20 protein-coding genes are annotated in these 18919 nt (G+C 34.0%); 10 read left to right on the top strand and 10 right to left on the bottom strand.

Annotated elements, in window-relative coordinates; translation table 11 throughout:
• Nucleotides 1-8: 8 nt before the first annotated feature.
• The 3 genes from LF845_RS06710 to LF845_RS06700 all read right to left on the bottom strand — a co-directional run bounded on the left by LF845_RS06710 (nucleotide 9) and on the right by LF845_RS06700 (nucleotide 2575).
• A complete protein-coding gene (locus LF845_RS06710) occupies nucleotides 9-1928 on the bottom strand; it encodes a transketolase (protein WP_242820239.1) in 1920 nt (639 codons plus the stop codon).
• Between the two features lie 129 nt (nucleotides 1929-2057).
• Nucleotides 2058-2330: a type II toxin-antitoxin system RelE/ParE family toxin gene (locus LF845_RS06705; protein ID WP_242820238.1), complete on the bottom strand. Its 273-nt coding sequence runs from the start codon at nucleotides 2328-2330 to the stop codon at nucleotides 2058-2060.
• A complete protein-coding gene (locus LF845_RS06700) occupies nucleotides 2330-2575 on the bottom strand; it encodes a type II toxin-antitoxin system prevent-host-death family antitoxin (protein WP_242820237.1) in 246 nt (81 codons plus the stop codon). The genes LF845_RS06705 and LF845_RS06700 overlap by 1 nt, the downstream gene beginning before the upstream one ends.
• Nucleotides 2576-2740: 165 nt before the next feature.
• Here LF845_RS06700 and LF845_RS06695 point away from each other — a divergent pair, with 165 nt between their 5' ends.
• Genes LF845_RS06695 through LF845_RS06650 form a run of 10 tightly spaced genes read left to right on the top strand, consistent with a single transcriptional unit; the run spans nucleotide 2741 to nucleotide 11625 of the window.
• Nucleotides 2741-3463 (top strand): tRNA1(Val) (adenine(37)-N6)-methyltransferase, encoded by a 723-nt coding sequence (locus tag LF845_RS06695; protein ID WP_242820236.1) that lies wholly within the window; start codon nucleotides 2741-2743, stop codon nucleotides 3461-3463.
• A complete protein-coding gene (locus tag LF845_RS06690; RefSeq protein ID WP_242820235.1) occupies nucleotides 3460-3753 on the top strand; it encodes an MTH1187 family thiamine-binding protein in 294 nt (97 codons plus the stop codon). The genes LF845_RS06695 and LF845_RS06690 overlap by 4 nt, the downstream gene beginning before the upstream one ends.
• On the top strand, nucleotides 3750-4391 hold the full coding sequence (locus LF845_RS06685) for a response regulator transcription factor (RefSeq protein WP_242820234.1): 642 nt from the start codon (nucleotides 3750-3752) through the stop codon (nucleotides 4389-4391). The genes LF845_RS06690 and LF845_RS06685 overlap by 4 nt, the downstream gene beginning before the upstream one ends.
• 56 nt (nucleotides 4392-4447) lie before the next feature.
• Entirely contained in the window at nucleotides 4448-5344 is an 897-nt protein-coding gene (locus tag LF845_RS06680; RefSeq protein WP_242820233.1) for a hypothetical protein, read from the top strand.
• A 54-nt stretch (nucleotides 5345-5398) separates the two neighbouring features.
• Nucleotides 5399-5674 carry a hypothetical protein gene (locus LF845_RS06675; RefSeq protein WP_242820232.1) on the top strand — a complete coding sequence of 92 codons (276 nt, stop codon included), beginning with the start codon at nucleotides 5399-5401 and terminating at the stop codon, nucleotides 5672-5674.
• A gap of 4 nt (nucleotides 5675-5678) precedes the next feature.
• Nucleotides 5679-9479 carry a pilus assembly protein gene (locus tag LF845_RS06670; RefSeq protein ID WP_242820231.1) on the top strand — a complete coding sequence of 1267 codons (3801 nt, stop codon included), beginning with the start codon at nucleotides 5679-5681 and terminating at the stop codon, nucleotides 9477-9479.
• Nucleotides 9480-9481: 2 nt separating this feature from the next.
• The gene (locus LF845_RS06665) at nucleotides 9482-9952 is read left to right on the top strand and encodes a pilus assembly FimT family protein (RefSeq protein WP_242820230.1); all 471 of its coding nucleotides are present in this window, start codon (nucleotides 9482-9484) and stop codon (nucleotides 9950-9952) included.
• Nucleotides 9940-10320: a type IV pilus modification PilV family protein gene (locus LF845_RS06660; RefSeq protein ID WP_242820229.1), complete on the top strand. Its 381-nt coding sequence runs from the start codon at nucleotides 9940-9942 to the stop codon at nucleotides 10318-10320. Before LF845_RS06665 ends, LF845_RS06660 begins: the two co-directional genes overlap by 13 nt.
• 1 nt (nucleotide 10321) lies before the next feature.
• Nucleotides 10322-11101: a PilW family protein gene (locus tag LF845_RS06655; protein ID WP_242820228.1), complete on the top strand. Its 780-nt coding sequence runs from the start codon at nucleotides 10322-10324 to the stop codon at nucleotides 11099-11101.
• On the top strand, nucleotides 11098-11625 hold the full coding sequence (locus LF845_RS06650; protein WP_242820227.1) for a hypothetical protein: 528 nt from the start codon (nucleotides 11098-11100) through the stop codon (nucleotides 11623-11625). The genes LF845_RS06655 and LF845_RS06650 overlap by 4 nt, the downstream gene beginning before the upstream one ends.
• A 35-nt stretch (nucleotides 11626-11660) precedes the next feature.
• On the opposite strand, the gene LF845_RS06645 is transcribed toward LF845_RS06650, so the two are convergent.
• From LF845_RS06645 to LF845_RS06615, 7 genes are all read right to left on the bottom strand, one after another.
• Nucleotides 11661-12560, bottom strand: a complete 900-nt coding sequence (locus LF845_RS06645; protein WP_242820226.1) for a proline dehydrogenase family protein — start codon at nucleotides 12558-12560, stop codon at nucleotides 11661-11663.
• Between the two features lie 7 nt (nucleotides 12561-12567).
• On the bottom strand, nucleotides 12568-14205 hold the full coding sequence (pruA, locus tag LF845_RS06640; RefSeq protein WP_242820225.1) for an L-glutamate gamma-semialdehyde dehydrogenase: 1638 nt from the start codon (nucleotides 14203-14205) through the stop codon (nucleotides 12568-12570).
• Nucleotides 14206-14315: 110 nt separating this feature from the next.
• The gene (locus LF845_RS06635) at nucleotides 14316-15023 is read right to left on the bottom strand and encodes an ABC transporter ATP-binding protein (protein WP_242820224.1); all 708 of its coding nucleotides are present in this window, start codon (nucleotides 15021-15023) and stop codon (nucleotides 14316-14318) included.
• Nucleotides 15007-15795, bottom strand: a complete 789-nt coding sequence (locus LF845_RS06630) for an ABC transporter ATP-binding protein (protein WP_242820223.1) — start codon at nucleotides 15793-15795, stop codon at nucleotides 15007-15009. The genes LF845_RS06635 and LF845_RS06630 overlap by 17 nt, the downstream gene beginning before the upstream one ends.
• A gap of 9 nt (nucleotides 15796-15804) precedes the next feature.
• Nucleotides 15805-16647 (bottom strand): branched-chain amino acid ABC transporter permease, encoded by an 843-nt coding sequence (locus tag LF845_RS06625; protein WP_242820222.1) that lies wholly within the window; start codon nucleotides 16645-16647, stop codon nucleotides 15805-15807.
• 8 nt (nucleotides 16648-16655) lie between these two features.
• The gene (locus LF845_RS06620) at nucleotides 16656-17537 is read right to left on the bottom strand and encodes a branched-chain amino acid ABC transporter permease (protein ID WP_242820221.1); all 882 of its coding nucleotides are present in this window, start codon (nucleotides 17535-17537) and stop codon (nucleotides 16656-16658) included.
• A gap of 56 nt (nucleotides 17538-17593) precedes the next feature.
• Entirely contained in the window at nucleotides 17594-18733 is a 1140-nt protein-coding gene (locus tag LF845_RS06615) for an ABC transporter substrate-binding protein (RefSeq protein ID WP_242820220.1), read from the bottom strand.
• Nucleotides 18734-18919: the final 186 nt, after the last annotated feature.

Below are 18919 nucleotides of genomic sequence, written 5' to 3'. Positions count from 1 at the left end.
CCCCTTTCTTATTTCAGTAATTCTTTTATAGATTTTGCAACACTTTCAGGATCAATTTTGAGAAGTTTAAAGATTTCTTCTGGTTTGCCTGAGTATGCATAATTTGTAGGTCCAAAAGTTTTCAACTTAAATGATATACCGCTTTCCATAGCTAATAAAGACAACGTAGCTGCAATTCCACTGTTTGACAAATGGTCCTCATAAGTAAAAGCAAAACCACTATCTAAATATTTTTTAATCTCAAAAATATCAAAACTGAGAGGGGAAGCAATATTTATAACTGCAAGTTCAATTCCGTCTTTCAAGAGCAGCTCTCTTACTTTTAGTGCATAAGATGTCATTGTACCGTATGTAATGAGAGGATATTTACCATCTCTTATAATATCTATTTTGCCATAACTATATTCATAATCTTCATCAAAATATACGCTACCATCCTCTTTCGTAATCACCGGAAGCTTTGACCTGCCCATAGCTACAAGATAATTACCGTATTCACCCACAGCATACCTTACCAACCTGTCAGTCTGATTAGGGTCAGCAGGCACCAAAACCTTAAAATTAGGAATATTTCTCATAGCCCCTACATAATCTACACACTGATGAGTTTTGCCATCTTCCCCAACATCAATACCAACATGCGTAGTAACTACTTTTAAATTACCATCATTTATATCTGTAAGTCTTTGTTGATTATAAGTTTCATCTACGCCAAAAACTCCAAAATCCGCAAACACAGAAACAACTCCATTAACACTTGCAGCACCAGCAGCAACAGCAGTATGATGCTCTTGAATACCGGATTGAACAAATCTTTCGGGAAATTCTTTCATTACTTTATCAAGCTTTACTGAGCCAGCCAAATCACAGTCAAATGTAACTATCGGAGTCAGTGATTTATCTGTAACAGAAAGATGCACTAAATCTGCAATAGCGTTACCAAAAGCTGATCTGTTATCTGTTTTAGTATCCGCTGAATACACTTTCGGCATACCCTTGCTTACTTTTACACTGTTTCTAAAGATACTATGTTCATCTTTATTATATACAAACCCTTTTCTTTTCTCTTCATACTTTTCAATATCGTTTTCAATACCTAGCTCTTTTAAAGCATCGGACAACTGCTCTTTTGACAAAGGTTTACCGTGGTAGTCAGCAATATTTTCCATAAAAGAGACACCTTTGCCCATTACTGTATTTGCCAAAATCATAACCGGTCTGTCTATAGTTTGAGCCTTAGAAAAAGCATCGTAAATTTCATCAAAATTATGCCCATCAATCTCAAGGACTACCCATCCATCAGCAACATATTCATCTTTTATATTTTGTGGCATTACATTGCCAATATCACCGCTAATCTGAAGCCTGTTATAATCAACAACCGCTGTAATATTTTTTAGATTGTATTTGACAGCAAACCTTCTTGCCTCACTGATTTGACCTTTTTGTTGCTCACCATCCCCCATAAATACGTATATATTATAATCAAGATTATTTGCTCTTCCTGAAATAGCCATACCGCAAGCAGCTGAAAGCCCTTGCCCTAAATTACCTGTAGTCCACTCAACCCCTTTGACCATCCTTTCAATATGCCCTTCATAAATACTTCCTGCAAGCCTGAAATAAGCAATAGCATCATCAATATTAAAAAAACCGTTTCTACCAAGTGCAGAGTACACACCAGGAGAAGTGTGCCCGTGAGATACGACAACTCTATCCCTATCAAGAGAATTCACATTATCAGGGCTAATATTGGCAAATTTGTAAACAGTAAGATACAAATCGATAGATGACATTGAACCGCCGGGGTGGCCGCTTGCAGCAAGTGTTGTCATTTTTAAAATATCGCCCCTGCAAGTAGTAGCCAAACTTTCAAGATATTTCTTGTCTTCTGCGCTTAATTTACCACCAAAACCTTTATTATTCATAATTTCCCCTTGTTTTTTTGGCGAACTATACATTAAAAACACCCCAAGGTCAATATTTGTTAACCTTTGAAAGTATTAAACAGACAGGAATAAAAATAACACCTAATAGAATTGTGAAACTAATTAATATCAATAAACATCATCGTGCTTTCCTATATCAATAGGGATAATTGTCTTATCCTGAATAATAAAATGTAAAATAATTCTATATTCCAAGTTTATAGAAACAGAATAAAAATCTTTCAGATTACCTTTTAATTTATGAAGTCTCAAAGATGGGTGGTATGGATTGCTCTTCAAAAGATAAAGTATCTTTTTGTACCTATCTACTAATTCTGGGTGTTTCTTAAAAAACTTGACTGCACACTTTTCGTAAGACTCTGTAAAAATTATTTCATACATTACTTGGAAATATTCTCCAGATGGTTTTCAATATCAGAATGAAATTTTTTATTTTCAATATCTTTTAAAGCTTTTTGATACGCAAGCTCTATCTCGCTTTCCCTAAGCTTTTCGTATCTTTCGATATCCATAATTACATACTTATTTTTACCTCTAAAGCTTACAATAATTTCATCAAACTTTTGAGCAAGCTCATTTATTAAGCTAATTCCTCTCTGTTTCAACTGATTTGCTGATATAATCACAACAGCCTCCCATTAATACTTTAAAAAGTACTTTTAATAGTACGATATACTATACTATTAAAATATCAAGCCTTTTTATATCAACTGTGAGTTAATCTGAATACTTTTAACAGTTTAATATAAATTCCCCTTGTTATTTTTTGTTGATAATATAATAAATGTAGTATGTTAGAAACCACAATAGATACAATTTTGAGCAAAGAGATAAAAGTTTGTCAGCCCAAAAATGGCTTTAGATTTTCCCTTGATTCAGTGTTACTTGCAAGATTTGTTTCTAAGAAAAAAGCAAAATATATTATCGATATCGGCTCAGGTAGCGGAGTAATCGCCTTATTGTTGCATAAGCTTTACAATTTTACAAATATTGATGCACTTGAATACCAGGAAAGTATGTATCATTGCCTCAATGAAACGATAAAGCTAAACTCATGCGAAAATATAATACAACCTATAAATATTGACTTAAAACAGTATAAACCTAAAAATAAATATAACATTATGGTATCAAATCCACCATACCGCAAAAGCAGCAGCGGGCGAGTATGCAACGCACATGAGGAAAATATTGCAAGATTTGATGATGAGCTTGGGATAATAGATATTTTTAAATTTGCCAAAAGTTATCTTGAAAATTTGGGAAGCCTATATATATCTTATGATGCTGATTTGACAGAAGAGCTTTTGGGAAATTCAAGAAAATATAATTTAGAGCCAAAAAGACTACGTTTTTTTCACCCGGACATAAATAAGCCTGCACGTCTTGTCTTTATAGAATTTAAAAAGGCATCAAGTGTTGAAATGATTGTAGAGCCGCCTATATTTCAAAAAATAAACGGGCAAAAAAATGATAAATTTGATATACTTTTTACAGAGGAGGCGAAAATATGAAAGCGATGGCGTATGTAAGCATTACCCCCCTTGATAAAGGCGAAAGTGTATCTCAATACGTATCAAAAGCTGTCAAAGTGATAAAAGAGAGCGGGCTTGAGTGGCAGCTTACTCCTATGGGGACCATTGTGGCAGGGGAAACCACAAAAGAGGTACTTAATGTAATCAACGATGCTGTTGAAGCACTTGAAGATTGCAACAGAATCTCTATTTCGATTAAAATTGATTACAGAAAAAACAGAGAGGGGAAATTGACTGATAAAGTTGACTCCGTAATGAAAAAATTATGAAAATATTAATTATCGAAGACGACACTATATTAGCAGAGTCTTTGAAGGATTATCTGCAAGATTTTTTTAGTGTCGATATCTGCTTTCCTGTGGATGAAAGCTTGTACTATCAACTGGAAAAATATGACATAATTCTGCTTGACTTGATGCTAAAAGATAAAAAAGGGGAGCATATCCTTAAAAATATCAGAAAGAAAAATATTAATATACCCGTAATAATAATTACCGCAAAAGATGACATAGCTTCAAAAGAGGTATGTTTTAAAACGGGTGCTGATGATTATATCGTAAAGCCGTTTGACCCAAAAGAGCTGATTTTAAGGATTGAAGCTTTGGCTAAAAGGGTTTACTGCGAAGATTGTGTAACTATTGGTAATATCATAATAAATCTAAAAGAGAAAACGCTCTATAATGATGGCAAAGAAATCAATTTAACAAAAATAGAGTGGGAGCTTTTATCCCTTTTGCTAAAATATAAAGGGGAAGTTGTAGAATTTGATAAAATTCTTGCAAACGTGTGGGGAGATAAGCCTGTGGGCACAGAATCCGTAAGGACATACATTAAAAATTTGAGAAAAATACTACCTGAAGATTCAATAATCACTTATAAAGGAAGGGGTTATAAATTAAAAATTTAAGATTTGAGTTAAAATTTTTTATTTTCCTGATTATTGTAATATCTATCGGTCTTTCAATGATTAATATTATATTTATTCAGGCATTCAAGACTCAAGCTGAGGAAAATCTTAAAAGAGAGATTACCCTTTACCAAAAAATGATTCAAAATAAAATAAAAGTAAACCTTCCCGATTATATGAGAATCACTGACAAAAGCTTTGGACAAGAAAAGTATATACTATTTGAAATTAATAAGCCTAATTATTTTTATGTCAAATCCACATACATTAGAGATTTAGTAAAAGATAAACTTTTTTTGATGCTGTATTGGGACATGATAATAATATTATCAGTCGCCCTACTCTACTATCTCACAATCTACCGGGCTATTGACAGGGAAAAACAATACCTGAAAACTATAGAGACAGCTTTCCTCGTATTTTCTCACAAGCTTAGAAACTATCTTGCATCAGCCAAAATAAATCTTGAGCTGATAAAAAAAGGCAAACATGAGCCTGTTGAAAGGCTGATAACCTCACACCTTTTGCTTGAAAATAACCTCAACAACATATTAAAAATCACTGAAAAATTAAATACAAAATCTTTTCAAAAACAAAATCTTAATATTAGAGAAATTATAGAAACAATTATCCTTGAGCTTCAAATTTCAGACAAGTTTGATGTAAAAGTAAGAGGTAGAGATTTTTATGTAAAAGGGATAAAAAATGATGTCTACAATAGTCTTTATCTTATATTTGACAATATTAGAAGATACGGGCTTAAAAAAATATCTATAAAATTTGTCATGTTTAAAGGAAAAAAGTATGTTATAATTGTCAATGATATAAACCCTGACATAAAATCAGCCGGGCTTGGAGTAGGCCTAACTGTAGCTGAAAAGTTAATGCAAAAAAATGGCTTTAGATTAAGCTGGAAAGGTAATAAAAATTTTTGGGTGAAAATTAAATTTTAAATTTTCACGATTTTTTTATGGAAGGATTGTATAATAGAATTAAAGAGGTGAATTATGATAAGAATACTGATATTTCTTTTTGCATTATTTTATTCTATACATCTAAATGCATTTGATAATCTTCTCATTAGAGGAACTGTAATAGAAAAAGGTAATAAATATATTGTCGTACAACCTAATAATAGAAATTGCAACAAACAAGTAAAGATATATTCAAATGATTTAAATTTTATAAATAACTTACAACCTGGCAATAGTATATCTGTTTTAGTAGAAGAAAATCAATGCAAAGATGTCTTACACCATTTAAATTCAATGCCTTTGAGGTGATTAAATGAAAAAAGTAATATTTTATATTTTATTGTTCTCTTTATACTTTATACAAGCTCAAAAAGCAATCTCAGCAAATAGCTGTACAGACTATTCTTACATACCGGCAACATTTACTGCGTCTGTTCCTCCAACAGTTATGATTGCTTTAGATATTAGCGGCAGTATGAGTTGGTATGCATATTATGAAAACTATGACTCAAGTAAAAATTACGAAGGTTTATTTGACCCAAAAAAAGTTTACAAGTTTGTAAAAGTTAATAATAGTTATAAATGGATAGAAACAAATGTAACTCACTCTGGCTGTGATGAGAACTTATGGCAATATACTAATCCTGGTGTAAATACAATTGCCAGCGGTTCTTGTTTAAACTGGAACTATATGACACGTATTGACATTTTTCAGTGGGCAATGACTGGTGGTGTACCTGCAGAATGTCCAGGAGCAGTTGGTAATACTCAAAAGTGTGATCCTGAAATAGCTTGTACAGGAAACACATGTACTATTGAAAGTTATAATGGTATTAAAATAGAACTACCTTTGTATGATAACACAAGCCATCATGGCATTATGGATGCAGTCCTATATCAGCTTAAAGAAAAAGAAAATAGACCTAGAATAGGAATTATGTTTTTCGCAGGTAATGGTATTTCTAATAATGGAAGAAGCGTTTATGTTGGTGATTTTTTGACTGCAAATAGCACTGATACGTCATATCCTTATAAAAATTTAATAACTTCCATTAATACCGTTACAGTTAGTGGTAGTACCCCTTCAGGGCCTGCTATGTGGGATGTTTGGAATTATTACTTACAAAATGATGCTCAATATGGAGGATTAGACCCTGATAAAGGATCTGATAACTTAAATCATTTTAAAGATCCTTTGTGGATATGCAATAATGGAGATGGTAATGGATTGAAATGTCAATTTGCACCATGTTCTAGTAATTATGTAATACTTGCATCAGATGGACAATGGAATACTCCTTCAAATAATATTGATGACCTTGATATTAATGGCAATTCACCGGATCCAGTTGTTCCTGCACACAAGATGCATCTTGGTGGTATAAGAAACAAGGATAATATTTTTGTAAATATAGATGCAGTATATTCTTTTGGAATGTTTCTTGAAGGTACAGGTATAACTTCTTTGCAAAATGTGGCGATGTATGGTGCATTTGATAAAGATATTTCAGGTTCCGAGTGGCCAGGGGGAACATCAGACTACCCAGATAATAGTTGCCAAATGGATGATGCTGGTTATGGCAAAGGTAGCGCATGTGAAACTTTGCCCTCTTCTCACTCAGACTGGGATGCAATAGATAATTTAAATAGGACGTCAAGCCCAGATGGATTGCCAGATACTTTTTTTAGTGCAAAAAATGCTCTAGAATTAAAAGAACAATTAATAGCAATATTTGACGATATATTAAAAAGAGCAAATTCAGGTACTGCTATAGCAACGGTTTCTACAGAAAAGCGTGAAACTTCGATGCTTTATCAAGCTTATTATTATCCACAATTTGAAGATAATAATACTCAAATAAATTGGATTGGTGATATAAAAACTTACTTCATTGATGATAAGGATAATATAAGAGAGGATTCTAATGAAAATAATAAGTTAGAGTTAGCCACTGATAGTATTTTGATTTTTAAATTTTTAGACACACTTGGAGAAACGAGAGGATTTAAAATTGATGACAGTGACTCTGATCTTATCCCTGATTCATGTGATTTACCAAGCGGAGATGGATACAACCTTAAAAATCTAAATCCAATCTGGAGTGCTGCAAATGTATTAAAAGCAACAGATGCAAGTAATAGAAAAATAGCATTTAATAACAATTGTACAACTAATTGTGCATATACATTAACTAATAACTTTGTTACCACAGACTCTGATACGGTTAATTTGCTCTCAAATATTTGGAGTCTTAACACTTCAACATCAGAAAAATTAATAAACTTCATAAGGGGAATAGATTATTCTGACGTAAGAAGTAGAAACACCGGTAGCGGTGTATATAAATTGGGGGATATTATTAACTCCACCCCAGTTATTTTAAAGAATGAACAAGTCAATGCATACGATCTGATTTACAACGATAGTTCTTATCATACGTTTATTAACACCGATATAGTAAAAGAAAGAAAAAATGTCTTATTTGTCGGTGCTAATGATGGTATGGTTCACGCATTTGCTAGTGGTAAAATAAAAGATAGTAGTGATTCTAATTCTGTTGCTGAAGTTTACCCTGACAACAACACGAGCTTAGGCCAAGAGCTATGGGCTTTTATCCCTAAAAATGCGTTACCATATCTACAATGGTATTTTGAAGAAGGGAAAGCATGCCACGTACCTAAGGTTGATTACAGGTTTATGCTAATTGATGCTTCAATTGGTGATGAACAAGATAAAAAGGATTCTTGGAGGACAGTTTTAATCGGAATGATGGGGTTCGGTGGTAAAAAAATAATTACTGATAATACGTATAGCTCTTCTATATTTGCAATTGATGTTACAACACCTGAACAGCCAAAATTACTGTGGGAATACCAACTACCAGATAATACACTCACACTATCTTACCCTTCAATAATTAGACAGGGAGATAAAACATCTAAAGGAAGCTGGTATTTAGTAGTTGGTAGCGGGCCTTTAGATCCTGATGGAAAAAATTTTCTTAGTACATCAAACAGTGCTAAAATATACTTTATTAACCTAAAAACAGGTGAAAAAGTCTTAGATTTAAATGTCGCAAAAAATATTGCCATTAGTGATATAGATTCACTAGATGTTGACCATGATTATCAACCGGATGCTATAGTTTTTGGCACATATTCTTCTGCAGATGCAGACATCGGAGCTTTGTATGGAATATATTTAAAAGATAATAGTGGTGGGTACAAGGCTATTAACAGTGCATTAACTATAGAAAAAATAATTGATGTAGAAAGACCTATATTTGCTAAAGCTGCAAATACTATTGATGAAAACTATAAGCTATGGTTATACTTAAATACAGGGCGCTTTTTAACGAATGAAGATAAAATAGATAATTCAACTCAGTATATCATAGGCATAAAAGACAAAAATGATAAATGGAAGGATCCAACAAAGACTTTTACTATAACCTTTCCTAGCGACTTATACAATAGTACTGATACTAACGTAGAGTCTTCTATAAAAACTGTTAAGTGTTACTGTTTAGGAGTTGAGTGTGGGGATGCTGCCTATGACACTACCAATTTAGAATATTCATGCAGTAAGGGTTATCCTGTGGTAACAGAAACTACAAATGGTTTAATAACTGATAGTAATAATGGAGTATGTAATAACACTTCAATATCAAGCTGTGCCTATAATATAACAAACGGATGGTTTAGAGAGTTAAATAATGGTGAAAGAGCTTACTCTGAGCCATTTTTAGCTGGCGGTATACTAGATGTACTCTCTTTTAAACCAAAAGAAGATTTGTGTTCATATGGTGGAGATAGTTACTTAAATGCAATTTATTATAAAACTGGAACACCATATGATCAACCGATGTTTTTAGACTCTTCATCTGAAACCTCAACACTTAAAATTGATGACCCCAATAATCCGACTATAGGAATTGCAAGTAGAAAGTTGTTAGGTCCTGGAGCTCCTCCTATTGGTCAAGGAATTACGGCCTTACCTTCGGATAAGGATAAGTTTACCAAACTGATACAAACATCTGTCGGTGCTATAATAAAGCAAAAACAGCAAGCTGATGACACAAACAGTAAACTTATATTTAAAATATTGAGATAACCATGAAAAAGGCATTCACAGTAATAGAGCTACTGGTAACAATCTCCATACTCGCTATTTTACTTGGTATTGCTTCTGTGTCAGCCTCTCGTTACATAAATGCACAGGTTTTAAGTTCTGAAACTAACAAAGTAGTATCACTCTTAAATAGTGCTCGACAAGAATCTATCTTAAAGGGTGTAGAATATAACGGAATAGATAATTACTTATTGTATGGTCTTAAATTTTCAAATAAGCAGATAGAATTTTTTGAATATAACTCATCGAATTGGCCTCCACCTAATCCTCTAGACAACATCACCACTTTATCAACAACTAACTTTAAATCCGAACTAACAAATAGTTTTATAAATGGTTATGTAATATTTAATAAAAAAGGCTTCCCAAACAGCATTGGGGATATTACAATAAAATTAAAAGATAAATCTAAAGTAATTGGACTAAGTCTGGCAGGTAAACCATGGATAAAGTAGCTAATAATAAAGGATTTACAATAATTGAGTTACTTGTGGCACTAGTTATTTTTTCTATAGCTATGTTAGGGCTAATACCTGGAGTTATCAATGTAATAAAAATTAATAAAAAAAATGAAATAAGAGACAAAGCCACTAGATTATTGTCTCAGAAAAAATCTGAATTGTATCAACAATCATTTGATAACTTTAGTAGTATTAATAACTTTACAGCAACAATAAATTATGATAACCACACATTTGTTTATACATATTGGGTGGATAATGAGTCTGCCAGTTTAAAAAAAACCATTTTAAATCTTACCTATCAGGATCCATATTCTAAAGATAATAGAACAATTACTTCAATTATATACTTAAGGAAATAATATGAATGGTAAAGCTTTTACACTCGTTGAACTATTAATAGCAATTCTTTTAACAGCTATTATATCTTCTTCTGTTTATTTAACAATCAGTAGCCTATTTACTCACGAATCTAATCAATTAGAAAATGCTAAAACAAATATTGATACCAATATCACTTTTTTAAATATTGACAAACTGGTTAGATCAACTGGTTTTGGAATCGATAATAATATTAATAAGTTAATTTCAACAGACAACGACTCCCTAACTTTTAAAACACTTCTTGGAAATGACACAGAATCTGGTTCCTGGGAAGTTTGTCAAAGTAATGGCGTTAGAAATTCTACCTACCCTGCTGTCGTATTGGATGATAAAAAAAATAAAATAGGGGCACTAGACTCAGGTGAAGTTAATTGTATTCCGGGTACTTTAATTTTTAAGTGTAAAGATGATGGTAATTCATGTGGAAATCCCTACTATTATGAAATGGATATTCACTTAGGTGGGACTGCTGAAAGTAGCTGTGCGCCAGGAACAAAAAGTTTGCTATTAAATGATGGTAATACAAAAATATTAAGCTGTGTTGCAGACTTTAGATTTAAATATGATAGTAATAAAAATGTTCTTTATCTTGGTATAGTTGCCCAATCTGACAAAAAAAGAAAAAATACATTAAATAAAACATATACTTATAATATTGATTTTTCTGATAAGTCAATTGTTCTATCTCATATTACTGATGCTAATAAATATGACTGGAAAATTATTGAAAGTATAATATACCTGGAGAATATAAAATGAAAAATAATAAAGGTTTCATATTAATAACTGTTATTATATTTTCTGCTGCAGCTTTGATATTAGCAATTGCAATGTATTTTGCCACTACAAATTCAACTAAATTTTCTGGTGCTTTTAGGCAATTTAATTCTTTAAAAGAAGCCGCTGATACTGGAATTAATATTGGTATAGAGTTGATTAATAAACCAGGATCTTCCAAATTACTTGATTACACAATAAAATCACTAACATGTGGAACTTTTGAAGAATATATAATTTCTAGTCCAGACAATTCAACTTGTAAACAAGAAGCAGAAACAAAACCGTGGATAGATATTACTGAAAACGGTATTAATCTAAAAATTTATATAGTTAAACTTTATCAAAGTCACATCTCTGGCGCTGGTGGTGCTGCATCATTTCCTCCGAGTTACGGAGGAAACGTTCAAAAGTACCAATATCTCTTAAAAATCATATCTAAGGCAGAAGAAGCAAGTTCTGGCAATAGAATAACTGCAGAAGCTCTTTATAGATATACTTTTTAATAAGGGAGGGATAATTCCCTCCCTTATTTCCAAACCTACATCCCCAAAAACTGCTTCAATGCGTGTCGTGCTATATTTGGATTTTCTTTCAGTCTTCTTCTTGAATATGGTAGCCAATCCTTACCAAATGGGACATATACCCTTAATCTGTGCCCGCCGGAAACAATAATATTTCTCAGCTCTTCATCCACACCAAGAAGCATCTGAAATTCATACTCTTCCCTTTTTAACCCATATTTTTCAATTAGCCTCAATGCCTCAAACACAAGTTTCTCGTCATGAGTCGCAATACCTACATAAGCTTTTTTCTGAAAAAGCTTCTCAAGAGAGTAAATATAATTTTGGTTTACTATATATGGATCTTTATAGGCAAGTTTTCTCGGCTCATTGTAAATCCCTTTACAAAGCCTGAAATTAAGAAGCCCGTCAGACAAATTTTCTATATCTTTAGGAGTCCTTCTTAAATAAGCTTGCAACACTGTCCCCACATGACCAGGAAACTCTTCCCTTAACCTTCTAAAAAACTCCAAAGTATCATCCGTACAAGGCGTATCTTCCATATCTATTCTTACGAAATTATTTAATTCCTTGGCATGAGCCACTATCTCTTTTATATTTTCAAAAGCAAACTCTTTGTCAAGATTCAAGCCCATTTGAGTAGGTTTAAGAGACAAATTTGCATCAAGCCCTTCTTTTGCAATAACATCAAGTATTTTGATACATTCATTTTTATAAAATATTGCTTCCTCTTTTGTGCTTATAAACTCACCCAATACATCAATTGTTGCCATCATACCCTTTTTGTTTAAGTCGTGAGTAACTTTAACAGCATCGTAAAGGGTAGGCCCTGCAATATAGCTTTTTGCAAAGATACTTACAATTGGAGCAGGAATATGCATTATTGTCTTTGATACTAAAAAGTTAAAAATGCCCATATATCACCTACTTCATAAAAGGATATTCGAAAGATTCAGGAGCATTAAAAGTTTCTTTAATAGCCCTTGTTGAAACCCATCTTATAAGGTTTAAATAACTTCCAGCTTTATCATTTGTACCGGAAGCTCTACCGCCGCCAAACGGCTGCTGACCCACAACTGCACCTGTAGGTTTGTCATTGATATAGAAGTTACCTGCGGCATGTTCAAGCTTTTTCATTGCTTTAGCAACAAACTCTCTGTCATTTGCAAATACGGCACCTGTAAGCCCGTACATAGAAGTAGTGTCGCAAAGCTCCAATGCCTCATCAACTTTTTCATCTTCATAAACATATGCAGTCAATACAGGTCCGAATATTTCTTCTTCCATAGTCTTAAATTTTGGGTCTTTTGCAAGGATAAATGTAGGTTCAATAAAGTAACCTTTTGACTTGTCATAATTACCGCCAATCAAAACTTCGGCATCTTTTGATTTCTTAGCATACTCAATGTATTCTACAATATTATCAAAAGCTGACTCATCAATAACTGCATTGAAAAAATTAGTGAAGTCTTCTACGCCGCCCATTTTAATCCTTGAGACATCTGCTTTAAATAGCTCAAAAAATTCATTATAAATCGACTTTGGTATATATATTCTTGATGCTGCAGAACATTTTTGACCTTGATATTCGTAAGCTCCTCTAATAGCAGCTGTAACAAGCTTTTTCAAATCGGCACTGTTGTGAGCAAAAATAAAATCTTTACCGCCGGTCTCTCCAACAATTCTCGGATATGATCTATATTTAGCGATATTTTCCCCGATAGTCTTCCACATATTCTGAAATACCGCAGTGCTTCCGGTAAAATGAACTCCTGCAAAATGTTCACTTTTTAAAACAATATCACCAATCATTGAACCTCTGCCCGGTATAAAGTTAATCACACCGTCCGGTAAGCCCGCTTCCTTTAAAATCTTCATAAAGAAATATGGTGCGTAAACTGCGCTTGATGCAGGCTTCCAAAGCACAACATTACCCATAATTGCAGGGGAAGTAGGCAAATTACCGCCGATAGCAGTAAAGTTAAAAGGTGTAACAGCAAAAATAAAGCCTTCAAGAGGTCTATACTGAACATAATTCCATATCCCTTTCGGACTGTATATCGGTTGGTCTTTGTAAATTTGTTGAGCGTAATAGCAATTAAATCTTAAAAAATCGATAAGCTCGCAAGCCGAGTCGATTTCAGCCTGATAAGGATTTTTACTAATAGAAAGCATTGTGGCAGCATTCATAATGTATCTGTATTTTGTAGATAATAGCTCTGCTGCTTTTAAAAATATGCTCACCCTATCCTGCCAGGCCATCTCTTGCCACTTTTTCCATGCCTTCTGAGATTCTTCAATGGCAAGCTTTATCTCTTCTTCTCCAGCCAAATGATATTCAGCCAATACATGCTGATGATCATGAGGACAAACAACTTTTGCAGTTTTACCGGTTTTTATTTCTTTACCACCAATTAAAAGGGGTATTTCTATTTTCTGTGACCTAAGTTCATTTATAGCTTGAATAAGCTTCTCTCTCTCGGGACTTCCCGGAGCATAATCATAAACCTTTTCATTTTCCGGAAAAGGGATGTTTACAATGGAATTGTTATAGTTATTCATAAGGCACCTCTCCTTTTTTTGTTCAATGTATTATATTTTAATACTAATTTCAAAATAATGAACAGTCAATACAAAAAAATGCAGGATACAAAAATGTATCCTGCCGTGTATTAGTGACCGCCTAAATATGCACTCTTTACTTCATCGTTGTTCAATAATGCTTTCGCATCATCTTCCAATATAATCTTTCCTGTCTCCATCACGTAGCCTCTATGGGCAATTGAAAGAGCCATATGGGCATTTTGCTCCACAAGCATTATTGTGGTGCCCTTTTTATTGATATCAACAATAATCTTGAAAATATTTTGAACAATAATCGGAGCAAGTCCAAGAGAAGGTTCGTCAAGAAGCAACAGCGCTGGTTTTGACATCAATGCCCTTCCAATAGCAAGCATCTGTTGTTCGCCACCAGACAGAGTCCCACCCAACTGCTTTTCACGCTCTTTAAGTCTTGGAAATAAGTTATATACCATTTCCAAATCATTAGCGACTTCAAGCTTATCTTTCCTTAAGTATGCGCCCATCATAAGATTTTCTTTTACGGTTAGTAGTGGGAATATCTGCCTCCCCTCAGGCACCTGTATCAAGCCTTCAGCGACAATTTTGTCGGTGGGCCACTTTGTAATATCATGATTCATATATTCTATTGTCCCTGCAACAGGCTTTAATATACCTGAAATGGTATTAAGAGTCGTTGTCTTTCCGGCGCCGTTAGCACCTATTATAGCGACAATTTCGCCCTCTTTTACATGAATATCGATACCTTTCAAAGCTTCAATGTGTCCGTATTTAGTATGTATTTTATGCAGTTTCAGCATCATCAACCTCTTTTCCTAAGTATGCTTCAATTACTCTTTTATTAGCTCTAATCTCTTCAGGCAACCCTTCAGCAATAAGCTGACCATGGTCAAAAACAATAATTCTGTCAGAAATACCCATAACAAGCTTCATATCATGCTCAATTAAGAATATAGTTTTGCTTAAATCTTTTCTAATTTTTCTTATTAAGTTCATTAATTCTTCTGTTTCTTGTGGATTCATTCCTGCAGCAGGCTCATCAAGAAGCAATAACTCGGCATCAGTTGCCATAGCCCTTGCTATCTCAAGCTTTCTCTGCTTACCATATGGAAGATTTTGGGCTTGTTCATTCTTCTCGCCAAGTAAGCCCATATAATCTAAAAGCTCTTCAGCTTTTTTTACACACGCCTTTGATTCAAACCTGTATCTTGGCAATTTAAATACAGATTCCAGTAAATTTGTTTTTCTTCTACAATGCATTGCAAGCAATATATTATCCAAAACAGTTAACTGTGCAAAAAGCCTGATATTTTGGAATGTCCTTGCAATACCTAAAGCAGTAACCTTATAAGGCTTTAATACATTTAAATTTTCACCTTTAAATGTTACAGTGCCAAATGTCGGAGTGTATACACCGGTAATTACATTAAAAACAGTTGTTTTCCCAGCACCATTAGGCCCAATCAAGCTTAGAATCTCCCCCTGCTTTATATCAAAACTTACATTATCTACGGCTTTCAAACCACCAAAATGCATTGATACTTTATCTACTTTTAAAATAACATCACTCATATCAGCACCTTACACATTAACCTTAATTTTACCAAAAAGCCCTTGAGGTCTAAACACCATCATAAGTATCAAAACAATACCATAAGTAACCATTCTGTATTCAGATGCAAACCTTAAAATTTCAGGCACTGTACTTAAAACAATACTTCCAAAAACAGCCCCTGTAATACTGCCCATGCCACCTAATACTAGCATACAAAGTTGCTCTATCGATTTCATAAAACCGAAATCTATCGGGTTAATATAGGACAGAAAGTGAGCATAGAGCGCTCCACCAAGTCCTGCAAAAGCAGAGCCAATGGTAAATGATAATACTTTATATTTAGAAATATTTACTCCCATCATTTCGGCAGCAATTTCATCCTCTCTAATACTTCTAATAGCAAGACCGTGTCTTGATTTTTCAAGTCTGTACATAAAGAATATTGCAAATACCACAAAAAATGCTGTAATCGCTAAGTTTGTTGAAGGTGGTATACCATATATACCAAGAGCTCCGCCAAGGTAAGGTGTATTTAATATGACAACCCTAACAATTTCACCAAAACCAAGTGTTGCAATTGCAAGATAGTCACCTCTAAGTCTAAGAATAGGCACACCCAATAAAGCACCAAACAGTGCTCCAAATCCTGTGCCGGCAATTAGTGACACTATAAAAGGGGCTCCAAGTTTAATAGATATAATTGAGGATGAATAAGCACCTATACTCATAAATGCAGCATGCCCCAATGAAAGCTGACCGGTAACACCTGTAATGAGGTTAAGTCCTAACACCATAATAATATTAATACCAGTAATTGTGGCAACTTGAATAATATAATCATTAAAGAGAAAATTTATTATTGAGTCCATTGTTTCACCTATACCTTTTCTTTAGTTGCCTTACCAAATAGTCCGGAAGGCTTCACAATAAGGATAAAAATCAATATTCCAAAAGCAATTGCATCTCTAAATGAAGGGGAGATAAATGCTACCCCCATAACTTCGGCAAGTCCCAAAACAAGACCTCCCACCATGGCCCCAGGAATACTTCCGATACCTCCCAAAACCGCAGCAACAAATGCCTTAAGACCAAACAAAAGACCCATCAATGGATCGACAGCCCTATAATATGTACCCACAAGCACTCCTGCAGCAGCTGCCAAGGATGAGCCAATTGCAAAAGTAAAAGAGATTACTTTGTCGGAATTAATCCCCATTAGGCGTGCAGTTGTCATATTTTGGGATACAGCACGCATCGCAACGCCCATTTTTGTGTTATGAACTATATAATAAAGCCCAAACATAAGGGCAATTGAAACCAAAATTATAAAAATCTGTAAAAAAGAAATGGTAATACCGCCTATAACAAAATTTATTTCAGGAAATATTTGTGGATATGCCTCTCTTTGAGGCCCATTTATTAAAACAACCAAATTAGATATGAAAATAGATGCACCGATTGCACTGATAAGAGCAGAAATTCTGGAAGAATTCCTTACAGGTTTGTAAGCTATCTTTTCAACTAAAACCCCAAGCACAGCAGTAAGTGCCATAGCAACAGCCATAACCACTATAAAATTACTTGTAAAATGAGTAGCAACAATAAGCCCGATAAAAGCCCCAACCATATAAATATCGCCGTGAGCAAAGTTAATAAGTTTAATAATACCATAAACCATCGTATATCCAAGGGCTATCAGAGAATAAATACTCCCAACCGTGATTCCGTTTAGGAGCTGTTTGAGTATTATTTCTAACACGATTCCTCCTTTATAGGGTAAATAGAAAGTGGTGGGAAGCCCCACCACTTATATCATTATTCATTAAGAAGCTTGAAGTAGTATTTACCGTCAGCTTTCTTATCAACAGCCTGGATAAAAGGTTTCTTAACAGCGTTACCTTCTTTATCAAACTTCATCTGGCCACTAACACCATCAAAACCAGGAATATTTGCAAGAGCATCTCTCATAGCAGTTCTTTGTTTAGCATCAGCACAATTAGTAACTTTTGCATCTTTCATTGCATTAGCAAGAAGATAAACTGCGTCATAACCTTGAGCTGAGAACATATCTGCTCCGCCTCTTGTTTCCATCTTCTTAACAAATTCCTGTACTTTCTGAGCTTTAGCCTCTGGTGAGAATCCAGCATAGACTATTGAGCCAAGTGCAGCATCTTTAGCCACATCCCAAAGGTCAGGAGCAAGAAGTCCATCACCGCCAACGATTGGTGCGTTAAGACCTTGTTTTCTTGCTTCAAGAAGGATTAAAGATCCTTCAGGATAGTAACCACTGAAAATAATAGCCTGTGGATTATGTGGTTTAATTGCTGTAATCTGAGCAGAAAAATCTGTGTCTCCATCAGATATTGTCTGTTCAACAACAATATTACCGCCAAAATCTTTTACAGCTTTCTTAAAAATTGCAGAAAGGCCTACACTGTAATCATTGTTTACAGAAGTGATTAAAGCAAAGTTTTTCCAACCAAATTTATCCATAATAAACTTGATAGTAGCAGGTCCACCGTCGCTATCAAGAAGAGTATCTCTAAATACGAAAGGTTTGTTGTCAGTTACGCCTTTGGCAGTAGCACCTGCAGAAATTAAAACAGTTTTTGCTCTGTCAGCAATTGGTCCAATAACAAAAGTAGCCCCTGAAGTAGGCTCACCGATAATACCACATGCCTTATCTTTATTGATAAGTCTCTGAGTAGCATTTGCAGCTTCAGCCTTGTCACCACGGCTATCATAATTGATTAACTTAATAGTCTTACCATTAACTCCACCTGCTGCATTAATCTCATCAACAGCAAGTTTAGCCCCTGATAAAGTTTTTTGTCCATAAACTGCCAAGTTTCCGGTTTCAGGTCCCTGAATACCGATTACAAGCTCCCCTGCTGCAAAAGCAAAAGTTGCAAGCATAAAAACTGCGGCTAAACTAAGTAAGCCAATTTTTCTCATAAATCCTCCTTGTAGAAATTTTAGTTTAAAATCCTGAACTTTAACTTTATTCTAAACCACTCTATTTGTCAAACATTTTTTTATTATTGATTAAAGTTAATGCCCTATAACATATTGGTAATATAATACTTACTATTTTTAAGTAAAAATGAGCAAATATTCAAGCATACTGTATTTAGTTAAAAT

Source organism: Deferrivibrio essentukiensis, from assembly GCF_020480685.1.
Lineage (GTDB): Bacteria > Chrysiogenota > Deferribacteres > Deferribacterales > Deferrivibrionaceae > Deferrivibrio > Deferrivibrio essentukiensis.
Note: the sequence above shows the minus strand (reverse complement) of the source record. Positions and strands in the feature narration are given on the sequence as shown.